Source organism: Amorphus sp. MBR-141 (genome assembly GCF_053628695.1).
In genome coordinates this window covers 237,138-255,576 of record NZ_JBRJGW010000004.1, presented here as the reverse complement: position 1 = coordinate 255,576, position 18,439 = coordinate 237,138, and the positions used below count along the sequence as shown (strand labels likewise).

The window sequence follows — 18,439 nt, the reverse complement described above, 5'->3', positions numbered from 1 at the left end:
GCCCGGACCGATCGTCAATAATTAAATCAGATTGGTTTTATAACTCCCTTTCCGCTAGACTTCGCAGAGCGGTTCCCGCGGGGCCGGCTCCCGACCGCCTCGACCGACGCCGTTCTGCGGCAGCGGCCGACGTTGCGGTTCCGGAGCACGTGTTGCATACGGTCGTCGGCCCTTTCGCTGAAACGAAAAGGCGCCGAACAAACAAGAGGCTCGCTCTTTCGCCGTCCGAACGCAACGTCGGATGGCAACGCGGTCCAGGGGCAAACGCGCATGCGGGGTGGGGACACCAGCGGCCTTCGTGCCTACAACGAGCGGCTCATCATCGATGCGCTGCTGCGCGCCGGCGCGCTCTCCAAGGCCGAGATCGCGCGCGAGACCGGCCTCAGCGGCCAGGCCGCCTCCGTCATCGTCAACAAGCTGCTGACCGAAGGCCTGCTGGTGAAGCGGGACAAGGTGCGCGGCCAGGTCGGCCAGCCGTCGACGCCGATCGCCCCGAACCCGCAGGGCGCCTTTTCGCTCGGCGTGAAGATCGGCCGCCGCAGCACCGAGGCGATCCTGGTCAACCTGCTCGGCGAGGTGATCGGCTCCAGCAGCGAAAGCTACGACGCCCCCCTGCCCGAGCGCACCATCCCCTCGGCGATCTCCCAGGCGCGGCGCCTGATGGAGCGGGCGCCGGCGTCGGTCAGGGCGCGGATCGTCGGCCTCGGCATCGCCATGCCCGGCGAGATCTACGCCTGGTCGAAGGAGCTGGGCCTCGCCCCCGGCGCGCTCGACGGCTGGCGCGGCGCGGACGTGGCGGGCGCGCTGGCCGAGGCCACGGGGCTCGAAACCTCGCTGCACAACGACGCCACCGCGGCCTGCGCGGCCGAGATGATCTGCGGCAAGGCGATCGACCGACCAAGCGCGCTCTACATCTATCTCGGCACCTTCATCGGCGGCGGCGTGGTGATCGACGGCAAGCTCTACCCCGGCGCCCAGCTCAACGCCGGCGCGGTCGGCTCCATGCCGGTCGGCCCGTCGGGGGGCGGCGCGCCGCCGGAACAGCTCATCCACAGCGCTTCGGTGATCAAGCTGGAGCGCGCCCTGGTCGCCGCGGGGATCGATCCCTCGGTGGCGCTGACCCAGGACGCGCCCGAGGGCGCCCGCGCCGTCTTCGAGGCCTGGGCCGACGCGGCGATCCCGGACCTGTCGCGCGGCGTGGTCTCGGCGCTGAGCATCATCGACTTCGAACGGGTGGTGATCGACGGGCTCCTGCCGCCGCCGTGGCGCGACGCGATGGTCGGCCGGCTGACCGCGGCGCTGGACGGCTTCAACCGCGCCGGCCTGGCGCCGACCGAAATCACCACCGGCTCGATCGGCCCGATGGCCCGCGTGCTCGGCGCGGCGGTGCTGCCGCTGCACGGCCGCTTCTCGCCGGACCCCGGGATGCTGGTCCGCGTTTCCGATGCGCGGGCCGACGGCGGGGCGCTGCGCGACCGCCGCCCCGCCGAGGTTCTCCAGGGCACGTAGACGTGCCTCATCCGACCGGTCAGGGTGTCCCGACCGACCGGAGAGGGGCGTTCAGACCTTCGCCGCCACGCGCCCCCCGGCCAGGCGCGGGCCTGGCCGGGGGGCTTCGTTGGGTGGTTTGCGACGCCGCCGCTCAGGCGAAGACGGCGTCCACCGCGATCTTCAGCTTGGCGGCGATCAGGTCCGCCTCGTCCGGCCGCAGGCAGAGCGGCGGTGCGAAGCCGATGATGTCGCCCTGGGGCATCGCGCGGGCGATGACGTTCTCGCCGAGCAGCGCCTGGGTGATGCGCGCGGAGACCTTCTCAGCGGCATCGAAGTAGGTGCGGCTGTCGCGGTCCTTCACGAACTCCACCGCGATAAAGAGCCCCTCGCCGCGCACCTCGCCGACGTGGACATGGTCGCCGACGGCATCCGCCAGCGCCTTCTTGAGATAGGCGCCCGTCTCGCCGGCGTTCTTCACCAGGCCCAGCTCGTCGATGAGCTTGAGGTTGGCGACGCCTGCGGCCGCCCCGATCGGATGGGCGGAGTAGGTCCAGCCGTGGCCGATGACGCCGAACTCGTCGGTGCCCTTTTCCAGCACCTTCCACACCTTGTCGGAGACGATGGAGCCGGACAGCGGCGCGTAGGCCGAGGTGAGGCCCTTGGCGATGGTGATGATGTCCGGCTTGATGCCGTAGTGGTCGGAGCCGAACATCGAGCCCAGACGCCCGAAGCCGGTCACGACCTCGTCGGCGATCAGCAGGATGTCGTGCTTCTCCAGCACCGCCTGGATCGCTGCCCAGTAGCCGGCCGGCGGCGGCACGAGACCGCCGGTGCCGAGGGCCGGCTCGCCGATGAAGGCGGCGATGGTGTCGGCGCCTTCCCGCTCGATCAGCGCCTCCAGCTCGGACGCACAGTGGGCGACGAACTGCGCTTCGCTCATGGAGGTGTCGGCGCGGCGGAAATAATACGGCGCCTCGGTGTGGATCACCTGGGAGAGCGGCAGGTCGAACTTCTTGTGGAACAGCTCCAGCCCGGTCAGCGAGCCGGTCATCAGGCCCGAGCCGTGGTAGCCGCGCCAGCGCGAGATGATCTTCTTCTTCTCCGGCCGGCCGAGCACGTTGTTGTAGTACCAGACGAGCTTGACGTTGGTCTCGTTGGCGTCCGAGCCGGAGAGGCCGAAATAGACCTTCGACATGTTGGAGGGTGCCCGGTCGAGCACCATCTTGGCCAGCGTGATGGAGGCCTCGGTGCCGTGGCCGACATAGGCGTGGTAGTAGGCGAGCTCGCGTGCCTGCTCGGCGATCGCCTCGGCGATTTCAGGCCGCCCGTAGCCGACGTTGACGCAGTAGAGCCCGGCGAACGCGTCGAGCAGCTTCCGGCCGTCCCGATCCTCGATGTAGACGCCCTTGCCGCCGGTGATGATGCGCGTCGGCGTTTCGCCGCGCGCGTGCTGGGCGAGATGGGTCGAGGGATGGAAGAAGGTCTCGCGATCCCATTCGGCGAGCGTATCGTTGGTCAGCATGGCAGTCTCCTGTTTGGGCAACGAAGGCTCAGGCCCAGTTGCGGCAGACGTATTTGATGTCGGTGAAGGCCTCGAGGCCGTGGCGGGCGCCCTCGCGGCCGATGCCGGACTGCTTCATCCCGCCGAACGGGATCGGTGCACCGGTGACCTTGGTGCGGTTGACCGCGACCATGCCGAACTGCAGCGCCCGGCTGGCGCGGTAGATGCGGCGCGGATCCTGGGTGTGGAGGTAGGCGACGAGGCCGTATTCGGTGTCGTTGGCGATGCGGATCGCTTCGGCCTCGCCGGTGAACGGCGCGATGGCGGCGACCGGACCGAACGTCTCCTCGTGGAAGATCCGCGCGTCCAGCGGCACGTCGGTGAGCACCGTCGGCTCGTAGAAGAGGTCGCCGAGGGGCGAGCGTTTTCCCCCGGCAAGCAGCTTCGCGCCGCGCGCCAGGGCGTCGGCGACGTGCTCCTCCTGCTTGGCGACGGCTCGGGCGTTCATCAGCGGCCCGAGATCCGGATCGTCGAGCCCCGGACCGAGGGTCAGCGCGGCGGTGCGCTCGGCGAAGCGCCGGCAGAAGGCGTCGTAGACCGGCCGCTCCACCAGGAAGCGGTTGGCGCCGAGGCAGTCCTGGCCCGTGGTGGCGAACTTCGCCTTGATGGCCTCGTCGACGGCGAGGTCGAGATCGGCATCGGCGAACACGATGAACGGCGCGTGACCGCCGAGCTCCAGCACCAGCCGTTTCACCGTGTCGGCCGACTGGCGATAGAGGAGCTGCCCGATTTCCGTCGAGCCGGTGAACGACAGCGCGCGGACCCGCGCGTCGGCGGTCCAGGCGCCGACGACCTCCGGGGCGTCGCCCGTCACCACGTTGAACAGGCCGGCCGGGAAGCCGGCGCGATCGGCGAGTTCGGCGAGCGCCAGCGCCGACAGCGGCGTTTCGGCGGAAGGATGCACGACCACCGTGCAACCGGCGGCGATCGCCGCGGCCGCCTTGCGGGTGATCATCGCGCAGGGAAAGTTCCAGGGCGTCACCAGGGCGGCGACGCCGACCGGCTCGCGCCACAGCTCGACCTCGGCATCGGCCAGATGCGACGTGACGCCCTCGATGTTCGGGCGCTTGGCCTCCTCGGCGTAGAACTCCACGAACGAGGCGGCGTAGTCGATCTCGCCGCGCGCCTCGGAGACCGGCTTGCCCTGTTCGATCGTCATGATCCGGGCGAGGTCCTCGCGGTGGGCGATCATCAGGTCGTGCCAGCGGCGCAGCAGCTGCGTGCGCGTCTGCGGCAGCGAATGAGACCAGTCCCGGAAGCACCGGTCCGCGGCGGCGACGGCGGTGCGCGCATCGTCGGCCGACAGCCGTGCCACCTCGGCGACGATGCGGCCGTCGGCGGGGTTGGTGACGGTGAGCGTATCGCCGGTGCGGGCCCCCACCCACCGGCCGTCCACATAGGCGAAGCTGCGCGCAAGCGCCCGGTCGGCGAGATCGGCCATGAGCGTGTCGCGGATGGTGTCGGTCGCAATCATCGGACGCCTCCGTGGAGAATTCCCCCGCCAGGACCGAACCGACCCGAACGAGGAGGAAGTGCTCAGGACATTGATCCTGGGCCCGTTTCTGACCGATCGCGCGGGTCCACCCGATCGGAAGCGGCACCAGGGGATCGAGAGGCGAAGGGTAGCGAACCTGAGGCGAGGGAAATTCTGTTCTGCGGGGCGTGCGCAGAGGAATCGTCTGAAGTGGGCCGGCGGATGCGTCAGATCGTCTGGCGGCCCGCGGCGAGCAGTTCGGCAAGCGGCGCAGGCCCGGCCTTCACCTCCTTGGTGACGATGTAGGTGAAATAGCGCTTCAGCCCGAGCTCGGCGGCCAGCAGTTCGTCGACGAGGCGTTGATAGCTGTCGATGTCGCGGGTAACGATCTGCAGCAGATAGTCGAACCCGCCGCCGATCGCCCAGCAGAACACGATCTCGTCGTAGCGTCCGACCGCGCGCTCGAAAGCCTGGAAGCTCTCCGCCCTATGGTTTTCCAGCTCCGCGACCACGAAGACCACGACGTGGGGCGCCACCTTCGCCAGCACCACGTCGGCCCGGTAGCCGCGGATGAAGCCCGAGGCCTCCAGCCGGCGCAGGCGCTCCCAGCACGGCGTGGCCGACAGGTTGACCCGGCGCGCAAGGTCGACCTTGGAGATGCGGCCTTCCCGGCTGAGGATCGAAAGGATCTGCAGGTCACGGTCGTCGAGGGGGATCGCGCTCATTCGGCACCGCTCTTGAGGGCAGGAAATCTTGTCAATCTAGCCATGTCATGCAGGATAGTCTCATGACAATGTGGCCACCCAATCCCGCGACCCTCAAGCGTCCGGTGTACCGGTCGCTGGCCGAGAGCCTGATCGGCGCGATCAAGTCGGGCGAGGTGCAGCAGGGCGACCGGCTGCCCACCCACCGCGATCTGGCCGAAACGCTCGGCATCAGCGTCCAGACCGTGAGCCGCGCCTACGAGGAGCTGCACCGGCTCGGCGCCATCGCCGGCATGGTCGGCCGCGGCACCTTCGTGCGGGCCGCGGCGACGGACACCCGCACGCCGTGGCACCGAATCGGCGACGGCGACGAGGTCATCGACCTGTCGATGCTGACGCCGGTGACCGGCGAGATCCACGAACAGCGGATGCGGGCGACGCTGGCGGAGATGTCGAAGGACGTGTCCTCCGAGGTGCTGTTCTCGTTCCGGCCGCGGGCGACGCTGATGTCCCACAGCGAGGCGGCGCTCGGCTGGCTGAAGCGCTGCGGGATCGAGGCGAAGCGGGCGCAGGTGCTGCCCACCAACGGCAACACCTCGGCGATGACGGTGGCGCTGATGACGGTCGCCAGGCCCGGCGACCACGTCGTCTCGGAGGACCTGACCCATCACACGCTGAAGGCCCTGTGCAGCTACCTCGACCTCGGCCTCCGGGGGCTGGAGACCGACGCCGAGGGCATCGTCCCGGAGGCGTTCGACGGCGCCTGCCGGGCCCGCAAGGTGCGGGTCCTGTTCGTCATGCCCACGGGCCTCAACCCGCAGGCGACCACGATGGGGGTGGCGCGCCGGCGCGCGCTGATCGAGATCGCCCGCCAGCACGACGTGACCATCGTCGAGGACGACGCCTGGGGGCCGGTGCAGCCCGACCGTCCGCCGCCGATCGCGGCGCTGGCGCCGGAACGGACGTTCTATTTCACCAGCCTGACCAAGCCGCTGCTGCCGGGGCTGCGCTACGGCTGGCTGGTCGCGCCGGAGACGCTGGTCTCCGCCACCGCCAACCGGCACCTGGTCACCAACTGGATGGCGACGCCGCTGATGGCCGAGATCGGCACGCGCTGGCTGCGCGACGGAACGGCCGACGAGCTGCTCGCCTGGCAGATGGACGCGCTGTCGCGGCGCAACCGAATGGTCGTCGAGGCGCTCGGCGACTTCGCCCCGCGCGGCAGCCCGAACGGCATGCACGTCTGGCTGCCGCTGCCGGAGCAGTGGAACGAGGACGCCTTCGTCGCCCACGCCCGCAGCGAAGGCGTCGCGGTGGCGGCGGGATCGGCGTTCGCGGTCGACCTGCCGACCCATGCCCCCGGCATCCGGATCTGCCTCGGCGGCTCGAGCGAACCGAGCCTGGCACGCGGCCTGGAGGTGATCGCCCGGCTGGTGCGCAACAAGCCGGAACCGGCCCTCCTCACCCTCTGAACCCCCGCCGCCGCCCCGCCGATGGCGCCGAACCGGTCAATCGGCGGCCGGCGCACGCGCAGGCGCGCGGAACCATGCCGAGATTTCAGGCAATTTATTGTCATGAGTAAGAAATAGATTGACGTGGCTTTGTCATGGTTCAACTCTAGGCGCGTCGGATGTGACGGCGCGGGGCGCGGGTCTTGGCCGATTGAAACGCCGTCCCCGTGATCGTGACGCGCGGCCCCCGGGAGCCGCCGCATGCGCCGCGCCGTCCGGCGCGGACCGCGGCGGCCGAGGCCGCACCGGTCCTGGAAATGAACACGGCCTCCCAAACGCGGAAGGAAAAGCGACATGACAATGCGACGGACACGAACCCTTGCGGCGGTTGCCGCCGGCGCCCTGCTGATCGGCGCCGCAGGAAGCGCCAACGCCGCCACGTGGCGCTACGCCTTCGAGGAGGCGATGGACGAGGTGCAGGGCAAGTTCGCCCAGAAGTTCAAGGAGGAGGTGGAAGCCAACTCCGACCACACCATCCAGCTGTTCCCGTTCGGCACGCTCGGCGAATCCGCCGACATCATGGAGCAGGCCCAGGCCGGCATCCTGCAGTTCGTCGACCAGTCGCCGGGCTTCACCGGCGCGCTGATCCCGGAGGCCCAGGTGTTCTTCGTGCCCTACCTGCTGCCCCAGGACGAGGCGACGCTGGAGGCGTTCTTCCGCAACTCCAAGGCGATCAACGAGATGTTCCCGCCGCTCTACGCCGAGCAGGGGCTGGAACTCCTGACGATGTTCCCGGAGGGCGAGGTCTGCATGACCACCCAGGAGCCGGTGCACAGCCCGGCCGACCTGGAGGACGTCAAGTTCCGGGTGATGACCAACCCGCTGCTGGTGGAGAGCTACAAGGCGTTCGGCGCGACGCCGACGCCGCTGCCGTGGGGCGAGGTGTACGGAGCGCTGCAGACAGGCATCATCCAGGGCCAGGAGAACCCGGGGTTCTTCCTCGAGTCCACCAAGATGTATGAGGTGACCGACGTCGTCACCTGCATCGGCCACAACAACTTCACCACCGCAGTGATGGCCAACAAGGACTTCTTCGACGGGCTGTCCGAAGAAGAGCAGACGATGATCAACAACGCCACCGACGCGGCGTTCACCTACATCCTGGACTACCAGAAGAGCCTGCAGGAAGAGGCGCTGAAGAAGATCAAGGAAGCGAAGCCGTCGATGCAGATCAACATCCTCTCGGAAGAGGAGCGCAAGCCGTTCATGGAGACGGCGGACGACGTGGAAGCGGCGTTCGTGAACATGACCGGCGACAGCGGCAAGAAGATCCTCGACCAGATGAAGGCCGACCTGAAGGCCGCCGGCCAGTCCCAGTAGTCCGGCCCAGCCCCGGCCGCCCGGAGCACCCCCGTCCGGATCGCACCGATCCGGACGGTTCCGGGCGTCCGGGGCCCCTTTTTCCTGCACAGCCCGGGATCGATGCGGTGACCGACAACCCTGACGCGACAACCGAAACGAGCGGCAAGACCGCGACGAGTTCGACCGATCAAACCGATTTCGGCGACTACAAGTCGTCGCTTCCGGGGGTCCTCGGCACCATCGACATCGCCATCAGCCGGATCGAGGCGGTGGTGCTGGCCGGCGGCGTGCTGCTGATGGCGGCCAACACGATCTCCAACGTGATCGGGCGGTTCGTCTTCCAGCAGAGCATCTTCTTCTCTGAAGAGCTCAACCGCATCCTCATCATCCTGATCACCTTCGCCGGCATCAGCTACGCGGCGCGGCACGGCCGCCACATCCGCATGTCGGCGATCTACGACGAGATGCCCCCGCACGTGCGCAAGATCCTGATGGTGGTGATCTCGCTGGTCACTGCGATCTTCATGTTCGGGCTCTGCTATTACGCCATCGGCTACATCCTCACCCAGGCCGGCCGCGGCCGGCTGTTGCCGGCGCTGCAGATCCCGGTGTGGTGGATCTATCTGTGGGTGCCCGTCGGCTTCTTCATGACCGGCGCGCAGTACGCCCTGACGGCGGCCAAGAACCTCCTCGAACGCGACATCTACCTCTCCACCAACGTCCTGGAAGGGTACGACGACGACGAAGTCGAGGTCTGAGGAGAACCGCCATGGCCACCACAATCTTCTCGGTGATGATCGTCCTGCTGCTGCTCGGCTTCCCGATGATGATCCCGCTGATCATCGGCGCCTTCATCGGCTTCTATTCGCTGTTCGGCGGCATGGGCCAGCTTGAGACGATGATCCAGCAGATGCTCGCCGGCATCCGGCCGGCCTCGCTGATCGCCGTGCCGATGTTCATCTTCGCCGCCGACATCATGACGCGCGGCCAGTCGGCGAACCGGCTGATCGACCTGGTGATGACCTTCGTCGGCCACGTGAAGGGGGGCCTCGCGGTCTCCACCGCCGCCGCCTGCACCATGTTCGGCGCGGTCTCCGGCTCCACCCAGGCGACGGTGGTCGCGATCGGCTCGCCGCTGCGCCCGCGCATGCTGAAGGCCGGCTACAACGACAGCTTCGTGCTGGCGCTGATCGTCAACGCCTCCGACATCGCCTTCCTGATCCCGCCGTCGATCGGCATGATCATCTATGGCGTCGTCTCCAACACCTCGATTTCCGAACTGTTCATCGCCGGCGTCGGCCCGGGCCTGCTGATCCTGGTGCTGTTCTCCGCCTACAGCGTGATCTACGCGTACCGCCACAACGTGCCGACCGAGCCCAAGGCCTCGTGGGGCGAGCGCGCCCGGGCGGTCCAGCGCGCGCTCTGGCCGCTGGGCTTCCCGGTCATCATCATCGGCGGCATCTACGGCGGCATCTTCTCGCCGACCGAGGCGGCCGCCGCGTGCGTCTTCTACGCGCTGATCCTCGAGATGGTGATCTTCCGCTCGATCAACATGAAGGCGCTCTACGAGACCGCCAAGTCGACCGGCCTGATCACCGCCGTGGTGTTCATCCTGGTCGCCGCCGGCGCGGCGTTCTCCTGGGTGATCTCGTTCGCGCAGATCCCGCAGGAGATCCTGTCGTCCGTGGGCGTCGCCGACATGGGGCCGATCGGCGTGCTGTTCGTCATCTCGATCGCCTTCTTCATCGGCTGCATGTTCGTCGACCCGATCGTGGTGATCCTGGTGCTGGTGCCGATCTTCGCCCCGGTGGTGAACTCCGTCGGCCTCGACCCGGTGCTGGTCGGCGTCGTCATCACCCTGCAGGTGGCGATCGGTTCGGCGACACCACCGTTCGGCTGCGACATCTTCACGGCGATAGCCGTGTTCAAGCGGCCCTACATCGAAGTCATCCGCGGCACGCCGCCGTTCATCATCATCCTGCTCGGCGTGTCCGTCGCGCTCATCCTCTTCCCGCAGATCGCCCTGTTCCTGCGCGATCTTGCCTTCAACAAGTGACGGGGCGGCGATGTTCCGACGTATCCTGGTTCCCTACGACGGTTCGAAGGGTGCCGAGCGCGCCCTCTACAAGGCGATCGAGCTCGCCAAGCTCTGCGGCGCCGAACTGATGCTGCTGACCATCTACCGGCATCACAGCCTGCTGGAGGCGTCGTTCTCGATGGTCCGGCCGGAAGACCCCGGCAACATGGACGACATCATGCGCGGCCATGCCAGCGACGTGGCCGACTATGCCAAGCGGCTCGCGGTGGATGCGGGCATCAAGCCGCGCGCCTTCGTCAAGGCCGGCCAGCCGGCCCGCAGCGTGGTCGCCTTCGCGACCGAGCACGAGGTCGACCTGATCGTGATGGGCAGCCGGGGGCTCGGCTCCATCGAGGGCTATCTCCTCGGCAGCGTTTCGCACAAGGTGACCGGGCTCGCGCACTGTCCGGTCATGGTGGTGTGACACGGGAACGGATCGGAACCCCAGCATGCTTTCCCGCGGCGTTGCCCCCAGGGTGCTGTCCAGCGACAGCCTGGCCCTCGTGCCGTCCACCTCGGTGACGCGGCTGGGGCTTCTGCTCCTCGCCACCGACCTCAGGAGCGAGATCGACGCGGCGCGGCTGCTGCCGGCCGGCGAGGTCGCCGTGCACGCCGCGCGCGTCGCCTTCGACAACCCGACCACGCCGGAAAACCTGCGCGACATGGAGCCGCGGCTGGCGACGGCCGCTGCGCTGCTGACGCCGGGAACGCCGCTTTCGGCGATCTACTATGCGTGCACGTCGGCGTCCGCGGTGATCGGCGACGAGGCGATCGACCGGACCATCGGAGCATCCCAGCCGGGCATTCCCATCGTCACGCCGACCCGTGCCGCGCGCATTGCCTTCGACGCGATGTCGGTGCGCCGGGTGGCGCTGGTGACGCCCTACATCGAGGCAACCGCGCTGCCGATGATCGCCTATTTCGGCTCCCACGGGATCGAGATCACCAGCGCCCTCTGCTTCGGCTTCGAGGACGACCGGACGATGGCGCGCATTTCGCCCGAAAGCCTCGTGGACGCGACGCTCCGGGCCGACGTGTCGGCGGCCGACGCGGTGTTCGTCTCATGCACCGCCCTGCCCGCCCTCGATGTCGTGGCGGAACTCGAAGCACGGCTCGGCAAGCCCGTCGTCACCGCCAATCAGGCCGCACTCTGGATGATGCGCCACTTCGCCGGGCTGACGGCCGACCCGGGCGGGGCCGGCCGGCTGTTTGCGCTGTCACCGTCCTGACGCCCATTCCGGCCAGACGTCGCGGACTGGCCGCCGACTGACGCGAACCGCACTGCGGGCGCGGCACCAGACCAAGGATCATGAGTTCGCAGCCCCGATCGTCGCGATCGGGCATCAGAGGAGCTTCGAAGAATGCCGGATGGCGTGACGCTGCCGTTCACCCGCGAGGAGTACTCCAGCCGCCTGAAGAGGACGCGCGACGCGATGGCCGAGCTCGGCGTCGACGTTCTCGTCGTCGTGGATCCGTCCAACATGGCGTGGCTCACCGGCTACGACGGCTGGAGCTTCTACGTGCACCAGGCGGTGCTGGTCTTTCACGATCAGGACCCGATCTGGTGGGGCCGCAAGCAGGATGCGAACGGCGCCCGGCGGCGCGTCTACATGGCCGACGACCAGATCATCGGCTATCCGGAGATCTACATTCAGTCGAACGACCGCCACCCGATGGACCATCTCGGCGGCGTGCTCACCGAGCGCGGCTATTCGAAGGGACGGATCGGGCTGGAGCTGGAGAACTACTACTTCTCCGCCGCCGCCTATCTGGCCCTCAACAAGGCCCTGCCGGACGCCAAGGGGGTCGATGCGACGGGTCTGGTCAACTGGAAGCGCGGCCGCAAGTCGCCCGCCGAGATCGTCTTCATGCGGCGCGCGGCGCGCATCGTCGAGCGCATGATGCGCGCCGCCATGGACAAGATCGAGGTGGGCCTGCCGAAGAACGAGCTGGTCGCCGAGATCTACCGGGTCGGCATCGAGGGCGCGGCGGAGGCCGACGGCGCCAAGTTCGGCGGCGACTATCCGGCAATCGCGCCGCTGCTGCCGTCGGGAACCGAGGCCGCCGCCCCGCACCTGACCTGGGACGACCGCCCCTTCAAGACCGGCGAAGGAACCTTCTTCGAGATCGCCGGCTGCTACTGGCGCTACCACGCCCCGCTGTGCCGCACGGTGTTCCTGGGCACGCCGCCGCCGAACATCCGCGACGCCGAATCCGCCCTGATCGAGGGCCTGGAAGCGGGCATCGACCAGGCGCGGGCCGGCAACCGGGCCTGCGACGTGGCCAACGCGCTCGCCGCGGTGCTGAAGCGCCACGACATCGAGCGCACCGCGCGCTGCGGCTATCCGATCGGCCTCTCCTATCCGCCCGACTGGGGCGAGCGGACGATCTCGTTCCGCGACAGCGACGAGACGATCCTGGAGCCCGGCATGACCTTCCACTTCATGCCGGGGCTGTGGATGGACGACTGGGGCCTGGAGATCACCGAGAGCATCCTGATCAAGGAGGATGGCCCGGCGGAGTGCCTTGCCAACTATCCCCGCGAGATCTTCGTCAAGGATTGATCCATGCTTGGCGACACCCGCCGGATCCTCGCCGACCTGATCGGCTTCCCGACCGTCTCGGCGGACGGGAACCTGGAGCTGATCGCCTATGCGGGCGCGGCGCTGACCGCGCTCGGCATCCACACCCGGACGACCCTGGACGCCACCGGCAGCAAGGCGAACCTGTTCGCCACCATCGGCCCGGACGTGCCCGGCGGCGTGGTGCTGTCCGGCCATACCGACGTGGTGCCGGCCGACGGCGAATGGACCGACGACCCGTTCACCGCGGTGGAGCGCGACGGGCTGATCTACGGGCGCGGCACCTGCGACATGAAGGGCTTCATCGCCTGCGCGCTGGCGATGGCGCCGGCGTTCGCCGAGGCCCGGCTCACCCGGCCGATCCACTTCGCCTTCACCTACGACGAGGAGGTCGGCTGCTTCGGCGCCCGGGCGCTGATGGCCGCGCTCGCCGAGTGGGAGGTGAAGCCGGCCACCTGCATCATCGGCGAGCCCACCTCGATGCGGATCATCGAGGGCCACAAGGGCTGCTACGAGTACACTACCGCCTTCACCGGCATCCCCGGGCACGCCTCGGAGCCTGACCGCGGCGTCAACGCCATCGAATACGCGGCGCGCTTCCTGGCCAAGCTCGCCGAGACCGGCGAGGCGATGAAGGCCCGCGCGCCGTCGGGCAGCGTGTTCAGCCCGCCGTGGACGACCCTGCAGCCGGGGGTGATCCGCGGCGGCACGGCGCGCAACGTCATCCCGGACGCCTGCGAGGTGGAATGGGAGATGCGGCCGGTGACCGGCGGCGACGCGGCATTCGCGCTCGACCGGATCCATGCCTTCGTGGACGGCGAGATCGTGCCGGAGATGCGCGGCAGGCACCCGGAGGCGGGCGTGGTCACCCACACCATCGGCGAGGTGGACGGGCTGGAGCCGGTGCCCCATTCGGAGGCGCTGAGGCTGGTGCGCGAGCTGACCGGAGGCAATTCCGTCGACGTGGTGTCGTTCGGCACCGAGGCGGGGCTGTTCCAGAAGGCCGGCATCCCGACGGTGGTGTGCGGGCCCGGCTCCATCGAGCAGGCCCACAAGCCCGACGAGTTCGTCGCCCTCGACCAGCTCCAGCTCTGCCTGGACATGCTGGACCGGCTCGGGCGCAAGCTCAGCGCCTGAGCGCGAACGGCTCCATCGGTGCGTCGCGCGGCGCTCAGGTCTGGCGCGGCTCGCCGACCTCGTAGGCGCGGAGGTTGCGGTCGCCGATCCCGAGCCGCGGCCATGCGGCGCGCCATTCCGCGATGTGATCGGTGGCGAAATGCCGGTCGAGGGCGGCCTGGTCGGTCCACAGCTCCTTGATGTGGATGAGACCCGGCTCGAAGAGGTCCTCGGCGTAGCCGTAGTCCAGGCAGCCGTCCTCGGCCCGGCTCGCGTCGACCATCCGTTTCATGACGGGACGCGCATCGGCGAGATTTTCGGCAGGAAGGCGGACGGTTCCGACGATCAGCAACATGCGGGCACCATAGGGCGGATCGGCCCCGGACGGAAGCGGGACCCGGAGCCGAACGGCCCCCTCAGACGGACATTCTGGACCCGGCGCCGCGCTCGGCGCAGACGGTGCGCGCCAGCGTGGCGATGGCGGTGTCCTGGGCGCCGGTGCCGGTGAGGTCGCAGATGGTGACATCGGCATCGCCGCGCCGGCCGGCCGCCTTGCCGGTGATCACGTCGCCGAGCTCCGGCGGGGGCGCACCCGTCCAGGTGCCGGCGGCAAGCGCGGACCGGAGCTCGCCCAGCGCCTCGCACTGGCTGACCCGGTCGCAGACGTAGAGGTCGGCGTCGGCAAGCGCCTTGGGATCGATCTCGTTCTTCTCGTGCTGGTCGGAGCCCATGGCGGTGACGTGCAGGCCCGGGTGCAGCCACGCGGCCTTGAGCACCGGCTCGCGGGCGGGCGTGGTGGTGATCACCAGCTGGCTGTCGGCCACCAGCCGCGCGGGGTCCGCCTCGGCGCGCGCCGCCACGCCGAGCTTTGCCCCGATGTCGGCGGCGCACGCCTCGGCCCTGGCCGCATCGCGGCCCCAGACCAGCACCTCCGTAAACGGCCGGACCAGATGCGCCGCCTCGATCTGCAGCCGGGCCTGGACGCCCGTGCCGATCACCCCGGCGGTGGTCACCGTCTGCGGCGCCATGTGCTTCGCCGCCACCGCGCCGGCGGCGGCGGTGCGGATGTCGGTGAGGTAGCCGTTGTCGAGGAACAGCGCCTCGACGAGGCCGGTTGTCGCCGAGAACAGGATCATCAACCCATTGAGGCTGGGCAGGCCGAGCTTCGGGTTGTCGAAGAAGCCGGGGCTGACCTTGATGGCGAAGCCGTCGAAGCCGGGGATGTAGGCGGTCTTCACGTCGACCTCGCCGTTCGCCGCCGGGATCGCCATCGACAGGATCGGCGGCATGACGACGGTGCCGGAGGCGAGTGCGGCGAACGCCGCCTCGACGGTCTCCACGGTCGTCAGGTCGAGCCCGACCGCGTCGCGCAGCTCCGCCTCGGTGACGATCACGATGTCATGGGGCATAGGGCGCTCCCTTGATGGTCAGGTCGCCGAGCGGCACGTCCCGGCCGGTCACGATGCGGGTGAACACGTCCATGTCGACGCTGCGGCCGGTGATGATGGTGGCGACCGGCCCGCGCGCCTGCAGCCTGCCGGACTGGAGCGCCGCGATGCCGACCACGCAGGCGCCCTCGGCGACCAGCCGGTCCTCGAAATAGAGGGTCTGCATGGCCCGGTAGATCTCCTCTTCCGTGACGAGGAGTGTGTCGTCGAGGTGGGCGCGACAGAGCTCGAAGGTGAGCCGGTTGTCGAGGCCGATACCGCCGCCCAGCGAATCGGCGAGGCTCGCCACCTCCTCCACCGCGACGGGGCGGCCGGCGCGGAGCGAGGCATGCATGGCGGCGCCGCGGTCCATGGAGATGCCGATGACGCGGGTGGCCGGGCTGATCGTCTTGACGGCAAACGCGATGCCGGCGGCGAGCCCGCCGCCCGACAGCGGCACCAGCACCATGTCGAGGTCCGGCCGGTCCTCCATCAGCTCCAGGCCGATGGTGCCCTGGCCGGCGATCACGCGGGCGTCGTCAAAGGGCGGGATCTCCACGAGCCCCTCTTCGGCGCAGAGGCGGCGGGCCTCCACCTGGGCCTCGTCCTGGCTGCGGCCGACGATCTTCACCTCGGCGCCGAGCGCCTTGATGCCGTCGATCTTCGCCTGGGGCACCAGCGCCGACATGCAGACGACGGCGCGCAGGCCGCGCTCGCGCGCCGCGTACGCGACGCCGCGCCCGTGGTTGCCGGTGGAGCAGCAGGTGACGCCGGGGGTGTCGGCGGGCAGGCCGAAGACGGCGTTGGTCGCGCCGCGCAGCTTGAAGGCGCCGGTCGGCTGGCCGATCTCGAGCTTGAGGAGGAAGTCGTGGCCGGCCAGCGCCGTGAGGTGCGGCGACGGCACCAGCGGGGTGCGCACTGCGGTGCCGGCGATGCGGCGGCGCGCGGCCAGGATGTCGGCGAGCGAAAGGCTCAAATCGGGTCTCCGGAGCAGCGTTGGTCTGGCCGCACGGTCGGTGGGGAACGGCCCGGGGTGCCCGACGGGGCGGCCGGACCATGCGGCGGCACCATACGGTGGCACCGGGGCCGAGGATCGCCGCCCGCTTTGGCGAGGTCAACGCGGAAGGCCCGGAGAATCCTCTGTTTGCCGGCCGCCCGGCGGGGTGGATCGCCGGGCGGCCAGAACGATCTCTCTCTGCCGGCCTCAGCCGGCCGCCGCCTCGTCGACGACGCCGTTGCGCAGGATCCCGATGCCGTCCGCCTCCACCTCGATGACGTCGCCCGGGACCAGCCAGCGCGGCGGGTCGAAGCGGGCGCCGGCGCCGGTGGGCGTGCCGGTGACGAGCACGTCGCCGGGGACCAGCGTGGTGAAGGTCGAGATGTAGGAGATCAGCCGCCGGAAGGAGAAGATCATCCGGCTGGTGCGGTCCTGCTGGCGGACCTCGCCGTTCACCCGGGTGGTGAGCGCGATGTCGGCAAGCTGGCTCTCGTCGGTGTAGGGCACCAGCCATGGGCCGATGGCGCCGGAGGCGTCGAAGTTCTTGCCCTGGGTGACGTTGAACTTGGCGTGGCGCAGCCAGTCGCGGACGCTGCCCTCGTTGCAGAGCGACAGGGCTGCGATGTGGTCGAGGGCGTCGGCCTCGGCGATGTGGCGGCCGGGCTTGCCGATGACCACGACGATCTCGCCCTCGTAGTCGAGCTGCGGCGAGACGGTGGGCCGCACGATCGGCTGGCCGTGGCCGACGAAGCTGCGCGGGAATCGCGGGAACAGCGACGGGTTCGGCGGCGCCTCCTGGCCGTCCTTGTACTCGGCGTTGCGGTCGGGGAAGTTGACGCCGACGCAGATGATCTTCTCCGGCGCCGGGATCGGGATCTTGTAGACGATGTCGGCTTCGGCGAAGTCGGCCGGGTGGGATTCGGCCTTCTCGGCCATCGACGCGAGAACGCCGGCCTCGATCGCCTCGCGCAGCGTCGGGTAGGAGAGGCGGGCGGACAGGTCGACGACGCCGTCGGCGCGGACGAGGCCGTAGCGGTCCTTGCCGTCGGCGGAGAAGGCCGCGAGTCTCGGCTGGATCTCGCTCATGGGGCGATGATCGGCTGGGCGTCGAGGCGCGCCGGAACGACTTGGGTATCGGCGAACAACGTTCCCTCCTCGAACCACGAGCGGGGCGCGGCGGCGCCCCACAGCGTCTGGCGCTGCGGATCCTTCAGGTCCCACCGGATGGGCTCCAGATCCGGATCGACGGTCTGGTAGTCGGAGCAGTAGATCTCGACCCGGTGGCCGTCCGGGTCGCGGACGTAGAGGAAGAAGGCGTTGGAGATGCCGTGCCGGCCGGGGCCGCGCTCGATGTTCTTCACGTAGCCGGTGGTCGACATCAGGTCGAGGAGATCGATGATGTTGAGCGGCGTCGGCACCCAGAAGGCGATGTGGTGGAGGCGCGGGCCGCGGCCGTTGGTAAACGCGATGTCGTGGACGCCGCCCTTGCGGTGGGTCCAGGCGGCCCACAGGCGCTTGGTCACCTCGTCCTCGGTGTACTCGGTCACCCGGAAGCCGATGTCGTTGTAGAATTCGACCGCCTCGTCGACGTCCGGCGAGAAGACGTTGAAGTGGTCGATGCGCAGCGGCTTGACGCCCCGATAGAGCTTGTACTGCTGGTGGATCGGCGGCAGCCGGTCCATGCGGGTGTAGAACTCCAGCGGAATGCCCTGCGGGCAGCTGGTGCGCATGGTGCGCGACTGGAACGGACGATCGATCCACTCGAGCGGCCGGCCGCGCTCGATGAAGAAGCGCTCGGCGTGGTCGAGGTCCGGCTCGTCGAACAGCTTGAAGCCGAGCGCGTTGGCCACCGGCTCCGGCCCCTTGCGCAGCACCAGGCAGTGGTGGCCGCGCTCCTCCATGGCGCGCAGATAGAGCGTCTCGTCGTCCTCGTCGGTCACCTGGAGGCCCAGCGTGTCGACGTAGAAGGCGCGCGAGGCTTCCAGATCGGTGACCGCCAGTTCCACGTGGCTGAGCCGCACGATGTTGAACGGCGGATAGAGGTTCGGGGCAGGTATCGGCATCTCAGTCCCTCCCATGCCTCCCGCGCGGCCTGAGCCTTCGCGCCGGATCGGCATCCTTGTCTCTTGCTGGAGGCGGCCACCCTCTCCGGCCGGCCGCTCCCCCTGTTGGATCCGCCACTGTGCAGCCGCGGCCG

The 18,439-nt window shown here is 69.2% G+C and carries 17 protein-coding genes; 9 read left to right on the top strand and 8 right to left on the bottom strand.

All coding sequences use genetic code 11. From position 1 onward, the window contains the following. Positions 1–270 precede the first annotated feature (270 nt). Complete coding sequence (locus ACSSVZ_RS07760; RefSeq protein ID WP_453969222.1) at positions 271–1,509, top strand: ROK family transcriptional regulator; 1,239 nt, start codon at positions 271–273, stop codon at positions 1,507–1,509. Between the two features lie 133 nt (positions 1,510–1,642). Here the strand turns inward: ACSSVZ_RS07760 and ACSSVZ_RS07755 are convergent, their stop codons facing one another. From ACSSVZ_RS07755 to ACSSVZ_RS07745, 3 genes are all read right to left on the bottom strand, one after another. Continuing rightward, positions 1,643–3,013, bottom strand: a complete 1,371-nt coding sequence (locus ACSSVZ_RS07755; protein ID WP_453969221.1) for an aminotransferase — start codon at positions 3,011–3,013, stop codon at positions 1,643–1,645. A gap of 28 nt (positions 3,014–3,041) precedes the next feature. Next, positions 3,042–4,526, bottom strand: coding sequence for an NAD-dependent succinate-semialdehyde dehydrogenase (locus ACSSVZ_RS07750; RefSeq protein ID WP_453969219.1), 1,485 nt, complete (start codon positions 4,524–4,526; stop codon positions 3,042–3,044). Positions 4,527–4,753: 227 nt separating this feature from the next. Continuing rightward, on the bottom strand, positions 4,754–5,251 hold the full coding sequence (locus ACSSVZ_RS07745) for an Lrp/AsnC family transcriptional regulator (RefSeq protein ID WP_453969218.1): 498 nt from the start codon (positions 5,249–5,251) through the stop codon (positions 4,754–4,756). Between the two features lie 62 nt (positions 5,252–5,313). Between ACSSVZ_RS07745 and ehuR the strand changes: the two genes are divergently transcribed. The 8 genes from ehuR to argE all read left to right on the top strand — a co-directional run bounded on the left by ehuR (position 5,314) and on the right by argE (position 13,839). After that, positions 5,314–6,702: a MocR-like ectoine utilization transcription factor EhuR gene (gene ehuR, locus ACSSVZ_RS07740; protein WP_453969217.1), complete on the top strand. Its 1,389-nt coding sequence runs from the start codon at positions 5,314–5,316 to the stop codon at positions 6,700–6,702. Between the two features lie 333 nt (positions 6,703–7,035). After that, positions 7,036–8,061: a TRAP transporter substrate-binding protein gene (locus ACSSVZ_RS07735; RefSeq protein ID WP_453969216.1), complete on the top strand. Its 1,026-nt coding sequence runs from the start codon at positions 7,036–7,038 to the stop codon at positions 8,059–8,061. Between the two features lie 107 nt (positions 8,062–8,168). Further along, the gene (locus ACSSVZ_RS07730; RefSeq protein ID WP_453969215.1) at positions 8,169–8,801 is read left to right on the top strand and encodes a TRAP transporter small permease; all 633 of its coding nucleotides are present in this window, start codon (positions 8,169–8,171) and stop codon (positions 8,799–8,801) included. A gap of 11 nt (positions 8,802–8,812) precedes the next feature. Beyond that, positions 8,813–10,099: a TRAP transporter large permease gene (locus tag ACSSVZ_RS07725; protein WP_453969214.1), complete on the top strand. Its 1,287-nt coding sequence runs from the start codon at positions 8,813–8,815 to the stop codon at positions 10,097–10,099. Between the two features lie 10 nt (positions 10,100–10,109). Beyond that, entirely contained in the window at positions 10,110–10,544 is a 435-nt protein-coding gene (locus ACSSVZ_RS07720; RefSeq protein ID WP_453969213.1) for a universal stress protein, read from the top strand. A 25-nt stretch (positions 10,545–10,569) separates the two neighbouring features. After that, positions 10,570–11,349, top strand: coding sequence for an aspartate racemase/maleate isomerase family protein (locus tag ACSSVZ_RS07715; RefSeq protein WP_453969212.1), 780 nt, complete (start codon positions 10,570–10,572; stop codon positions 11,347–11,349). A 132-nt stretch (positions 11,350–11,481) separates the two neighbouring features. After that, positions 11,482–12,684: an ectoine hydrolase DoeA gene (doeA, locus tag ACSSVZ_RS07710; RefSeq protein WP_453969211.1), complete on the top strand. Its 1,203-nt coding sequence runs from the start codon at positions 11,482–11,484 to the stop codon at positions 12,682–12,684. 3 nt (positions 12,685–12,687) lie between these two features. After that, entirely contained in the window at positions 12,688–13,839 is a 1,152-nt protein-coding gene (gene argE / locus ACSSVZ_RS07705) for an acetylornithine deacetylase (RefSeq protein ID WP_453969210.1), read from the top strand. Between the two features lie 34 nt (positions 13,840–13,873). Here the strand turns inward: argE and ACSSVZ_RS07700 are convergent, their stop codons facing one another. The 5 genes from ACSSVZ_RS07700 to hpaD all read right to left on the bottom strand — a co-directional run bounded on the left by ACSSVZ_RS07700 (position 13,874) and on the right by hpaD (position 18,305). Then, on the bottom strand, positions 13,874–14,173 hold the full coding sequence (locus tag ACSSVZ_RS07700; protein ID WP_453969209.1) for a putative quinol monooxygenase: 300 nt from the start codon (positions 14,171–14,173) through the stop codon (positions 13,874–13,876). 61 nt (positions 14,174–14,234) lie between these two features. Continuing rightward, positions 14,235–15,227: a cyclodeaminase gene (locus tag ACSSVZ_RS07695; RefSeq protein ID WP_453969208.1), complete on the bottom strand. Its 993-nt coding sequence runs from the start codon at positions 15,225–15,227 to the stop codon at positions 14,235–14,237. After that, a complete protein-coding gene (eutB, locus tag ACSSVZ_RS07690; RefSeq protein ID WP_453969206.1) occupies positions 15,217–16,221 on the bottom strand; it encodes a hydroxyectoine utilization dehydratase EutB in 1,005 nt (334 codons plus the stop codon). Before eutB ends, ACSSVZ_RS07695 begins: the two co-directional genes overlap by 11 nt. A gap of 228 nt (positions 16,222–16,449) precedes the next feature. Further along, positions 16,450–17,328, bottom strand: coding sequence for a fumarylacetoacetate hydrolase family protein (locus ACSSVZ_RS07685; RefSeq protein WP_453969205.1), 879 nt, complete (start codon positions 17,326–17,328; stop codon positions 16,450–16,452). Then, a complete protein-coding gene (hpaD, locus tag ACSSVZ_RS07680) occupies positions 17,325–18,305 on the bottom strand; it encodes a 3,4-dihydroxyphenylacetate 2,3-dioxygenase (protein ID WP_453969204.1) in 981 nt (326 codons plus the stop codon). The genes ACSSVZ_RS07685 and hpaD overlap by 4 nt, the downstream gene beginning before the upstream one ends. Between the last annotated feature and the right edge of the window lie 134 nt (positions 18,306–18,439).

Excerpts from the sequence above, each read along its gene's own strand:
- argE (WP_453969210.1), top strand. The coding sequence starts at position 12,688 with ATGCTTGGCGACACCCGCCGGATCCTCGCCGACCTGATCGGCTTCCCG.
- ACSSVZ_RS07700 (WP_453969209.1), bottom strand. The coding sequence starts at position 14,173 with ATGTTGCTGATCGTCGGAACCGTCCGCCTTCCTGCCGAAAATCTCGCC.
- hpaD (WP_453969204.1), bottom strand. The coding sequence starts at position 18,305 with ATGCCGATACCTGCCCCGAACCTCTATCCGCCGTTCAACATCGTGCGG.
- ACSSVZ_RS07760 (WP_453969222.1), top strand. The coding sequence starts at position 271 with ATGCGGGGTGGGGACACCAGCGGCCTTCGTGCCTACAACGAGCGGCTC.
- ACSSVZ_RS07685 (WP_453969205.1), bottom strand. The coding sequence starts at position 17,328 with ATGAGCGAGATCCAGCCGAGACTCGCGGCCTTCTCCGCCGACGGCAAG.
- ACSSVZ_RS07715 (WP_453969212.1), top strand. The coding sequence starts at position 10,570 with ATGCTTTCCCGCGGCGTTGCCCCCAGGGTGCTGTCCAGCGACAGCCTG.
- doeA (WP_453969211.1), top strand. The coding sequence starts at position 11,482 with ATGCCGGATGGCGTGACGCTGCCGTTCACCCGCGAGGAGTACTCCAGC.
- ACSSVZ_RS07745 (WP_453969218.1), bottom strand. The coding sequence starts at position 5,251 with ATGAGCGCGATCCCCCTCGACGACCGTGACCTGCAGATCCTTTCGATC.
- ACSSVZ_RS07720 (WP_453969213.1), top strand. The coding sequence starts at position 10,110 with ATGTTCCGACGTATCCTGGTTCCCTACGACGGTTCGAAGGGTGCCGAG.
- ehuR (WP_453969217.1), top strand. The coding sequence starts at position 5,314 with ATGACAATGTGGCCACCCAATCCCGCGACCCTCAAGCGTCCGGTGTAC.
- ACSSVZ_RS07755 (WP_453969221.1), bottom strand. The coding sequence starts at position 3,013 with ATGCTGACCAACGATACGCTCGCCGAATGGGATCGCGAGACCTTCTTC.
- ACSSVZ_RS07750 (WP_453969219.1), bottom strand. The coding sequence starts at position 4,526 with ATGATTGCGACCGACACCATCCGCGACACGCTCATGGCCGATCTCGCC.
- ACSSVZ_RS07735 (WP_453969216.1), top strand. The coding sequence starts at position 7,036 with ATGACAATGCGACGGACACGAACCCTTGCGGCGGTTGCCGCCGGCGCC.
- ACSSVZ_RS07695 (WP_453969208.1), bottom strand. The coding sequence starts at position 15,227 with ATGCCCCATGACATCGTGATCGTCACCGAGGCGGAGCTGCGCGACGCG.
- ACSSVZ_RS07725 (WP_453969214.1), top strand. The coding sequence starts at position 8,813 with ATGGCCACCACAATCTTCTCGGTGATGATCGTCCTGCTGCTGCTCGGC.